General features: G+C 68.3%; 3 protein-coding genes and 1 pseudogene. 1 reads left to right on the forward strand and 3 read right to left on the reverse strand.

Annotated features, from left to right (window positions below; all coding sequences use genetic code 11):
* The 3 genes and pseudogenes from ACRDUX_RS23500 to ACRDUX_RS23510 all read right to left on the reverse strand — a co-directional run.
* Nucleotides 1-378, reverse strand: a pseudogene (locus ACRDUX_RS23500) (phenylalanine--tRNA ligase subunit beta); the annotation flags it as partial.
* Nucleotides 378-1,427, reverse strand: a complete 1,050-nt coding sequence (gene pheS, locus ACRDUX_RS23505; RefSeq protein WP_526417029.1) for a phenylalanine--tRNA ligase subunit alpha — start codon at nucleotides 1,425-1,427, stop codon at nucleotides 378-380. The pseudogene ACRDUX_RS23500 and the gene pheS, both read right to left, overlap by 1 nt.
* Before the next feature lie 42 nt (nucleotides 1,428-1,469).
* Nucleotides 1,470-2,885, reverse strand: coding sequence for a xylulokinase (locus tag ACRDUX_RS23510; RefSeq protein WP_526417031.1), 1,416 nt, complete (start codon nucleotides 2,883-2,885; stop codon nucleotides 1,470-1,472).
* Nucleotides 2,886-2,938: 53 nt separating this feature from the next.
* Here ACRDUX_RS23510 and ACRDUX_RS23515 point away from each other — a divergent pair.
* A partial coding sequence (locus ACRDUX_RS23515) for a tat pathway signal sequence (RefSeq protein WP_526417033.1) occupies nucleotides 2,939-3,586 on the forward strand: 648 nt, incomplete at its 3' end.

Genomic DNA, 3,586 nt, shown 5'->3' on the forward strand with positions numbered 1-3,586 from the left:
GCAGATCATGCCGTCGGACGTGCGACCGTAGGTCTTGCGCTTGGCGATGGTGAAGTCGCCCGGCAACACAGTGCCGGGCAGCGCAACGACGACCACGTCATCGACGACGAAGTTGGTTGCACCGCAGACGATGTCACGCGGCACCTCCTCGCCGACGTCGACCTTGCATGCGCGGATCGGCTTCTTGAACTCAGTGAGCTCCTCGATCACGACGACCCGGCCGATGGTGAGCGGCCCGGACACCGGGCCGACGGGAATGATCTCCTCGACCTCGTGACCGATACCGATCAGCGCCTGTTCGAGATCCTCGGGTGAGACGTCCCAGCCCGGGGCACCAGCCTGCACGACCTCACGCAGCCAGCTGTAGGGAACGCGCATCAGGCGCCAACCCCGAACGGCAGCGAGAACCGGACGTCGCCCTCGACCATGTCGCGCATGTCGGGAATTCCATTGCGGAACTGCAGGGTTCGCTCCAAGCCCATGCCGAAGGCGAAGCCGGAATACTCATCGGGGTCGATGCCGCACGCGCGCAGCACGTTCGGATTGACCATGCCGCAACCACCCCATTCCACCCAGCCGGGGCCGCCCTTCTTGTTCTCGAACCAGACGTCGACCTCGGCCGACGGCTCGGTGAACGGGAAGAAGTGCGGACGCAGTCGGGTACGCCCCTGCGGCCCGAACTCGGCACGGGCGAAGGCGTCCAGCGTGCCGCGCAGGTTGGCCATGGTCAGGCCGCGGTCCACCGCCAGACCCTCCACTTGATGGAAGACCGGCGTATGGGTGGCGTCGAGTTCGTCGGTGCGGAAGGTGCGGCCGATCGACACGATGTACACCGGCAGCTCCCGTTCCAGAAGCGTGCGGATCTGCACCGGCGAGGTGTGGGTGCGCAACACCAGCCTCGATCCGTCAGGGCCGACGTGGAACGTGTCCTGCTCGCTGCGCGCCGGGTGATCTGGCGGGAAGTTCAGCGCGTCGAAGTTGAACTGCTCGGTCTCGACCTCGGGGCCCTCGGCCAGTTCCCAACCCATCGCGACGAACACGTCGGCGACGTGATCGGCGAGGATGGTGATGGGATGCCGGGCCCCGATCGGCTCGCGGGTCGACGGCAACGTCACGTCGATGCGCTCGGCGACGAGAGCGGCGGCATCGCGTTCGATGCGCAGGATCTCGATCCTGGCGTCGAACGCGCTCTGGACGGCCGTGCGGGCCTCGTTGACGCGACGGCCTGCATCGGCGCGGTCCGCCTTGGCAAGAGCGCCAAGGGCCTGACGGGCCAAGGCGATGGGTGAGCGGTCGCCGAGGTGTTCGGTCTTGGCGCGGGCCAGAGCGTCGAGGTCGCCGGCCTGCTCGAAGGCATGGCGAGCTGCGCTGACCGCAGTGGTCAGCGCTTCCTGCGACAGTCTCGTCGAGTCCGGCTGATCAACCACCCGGCGATCATAGCGACGGACGGCGTGTGACTCGCGCTACCCTCATGCGCCGGTCACCGGGTGTTGGCCCAAGGTCAGCGGTTGCGCGGCCCGGTACTGGTCGAGGACCACCGGTGTCGACTCGGCGGTGTAGGACGCAGTGACGCCGAATGACCACGTCGGAGGCTCATCGTATTGAGACAGGGTCCACGCTGCCTGCCTGGCCGCGCCGAGCGCGACGTATTCGGCTGGTGTTGGCACGTGAACGGGAACGCCCAGAACCGCGGGGGCGATGCGCCGGACGGCCTCGGAGCGTGCCCCGCCACCCACCACGAGCACCCGTCCGACGTCGACGCCCTGACCGGAAATCTGCGCAATGCAGAATTCAATCGATGCGAGCAGGCCCTCGACTGCTGCTCGAGCAACGTTGGCAGGTAAAAGGTTTCGAGTGGTGACGCCATGCAGCGCGCCCGCCGCCTCGGGTAGATTCGGTGAGCGTTCCCCGTCGAAGTACGGCACCAACGTCAACCCACCGGCACCCGGCGGCGCGGTGAGTGCGAGGCGGTCGAACTCGTCGAAGTCCACGCCGAGCATCTTGGCGACTGCCGCGAGCACGGGCGCACCGTTGAGCGTGCACACCAACGGGAGCTGACGCCCGGTGGCGTCGGCGAATCCGGCAACCAGACCGGCCGCGTCATGGGGAGCGACGTCCCCGACCGCGCTCACCACGCCGGAGGTCCCCAGCGAGACGACGCAGTCCCCCGGCCCCACTCCGAGGCCCAGCGCCGCGGCGGCGTTGTCGCCCGCGCCTGGCCCGAGCACCGCGCCGGTCGTGGTCCGCCCGGCGGCCTCGTTCGGTTCCAGAACGGGGGGCACGGCCGGGCGCCGTCCCCGCATGGCCAGTTCGAGCAGGTCTGATTGGTAGCTGCCGTCCTCGGCGGCGAAGTAACCGGTGCCGCTGGCGTCGCTGCGGTCGGTGCGGATGTCGCCGATGTCCGCCGAACCGGACAGCCGCCACGTCAGCCAGTCGTGCGGTAGGCACACGGCAGCGGTAGCCTCGGCGTTCTTCGGCTCGTTGTCGGCCAGCCAGCGCAGCTTCGTCGCGGTGATCGAGGCGACGGGAACGACCCCGATCCGATCGGCCCATTGAGCGGGGCCGCCGAGCTCCTCGATCAAGGCCAATGCCGCGTCACTGGACCGGGTGTCGTTCCACAGCAAGGCGTCTCGCACGATGTTGCCCGCGGTATCGAGACAGACCATGCCGTGCTGCTGCGCACCGACCGATACCGCGGCGACGTCGTCGAGACCTCCGGCCGCGGCCACCGCGTCGCCGAGCGCGGCCCACCAGGCCGACGGGTCGACCTCCGTGCCGCCGGGATGTGGCGCAGCACCGGAGCGCACCGTTTCACCGGTGTCGGCGTCGCAGATCACGACCTTGCACGACTGTGTGGACGAGTCGATTCCCGCGACGAGCGCCACGACAACCTCCTTCGGGACGTCGGAAGCCTCCACCCTAGTGCGAAGCTACTCGGATGAAACGGCCTCTGGTCGCCCTCGCAGCGATCGTCATCGGATCCGCCGGACTCGGAGCGCCGCCGGTCGCGCGCGCGGACTGCTCGGCGCAGCCCACCACGACCGACTGCGACCTCCAGGCGCGCGTCAACGCGGCGGACGCCTACCTCGCCATCCGTCCCGGTTCGGTCGGCTACGTCCTGCGGGATCGCAAAACGGGTGCGACGTATCGCAACTCGCATGCCGGCGACATGGTGTGGACCGCATCCACGATCAAGCTGGCCATGGTCGTCGACCTCCTGACCCGTGCGCGCGCAGGCGCGGTCACGCTCACCGACTCCGACCGAAGCCAGATGGCGGCGATGATGCACTCGTCCGACGACGACGCCGCCGACGCTCTCTGGACGCGCTTCAGTGGCGCTGACCACCGCGTCTACAACAACGACTTCCCCAGGTACGGAATGACGGATCTGCAACCACAACAAGGCTTCAGCAGCGTCTACCCGTACTGGGGATTCCAGAAGTCAACGGCAAACGACCTCGACCGGCTCGTCAACCACGTGCTCACCCGGCTCGAGCCCGCCCAGACCGCGGCGATCGTGTACGAGTTGCAGAACGTCGCATCCAACCAGCAGTGGGGAGTCTGGGGTGCGGGCGCAGCCATGGCT

It is taken from the genome of Mycobacterium sp. (genome assembly GCF_050701675.1).
Classification (GTDB): Bacteria; Actinomycetota; Actinomycetes; order Mycobacteriales; family Mycobacteriaceae; genus Mycobacterium.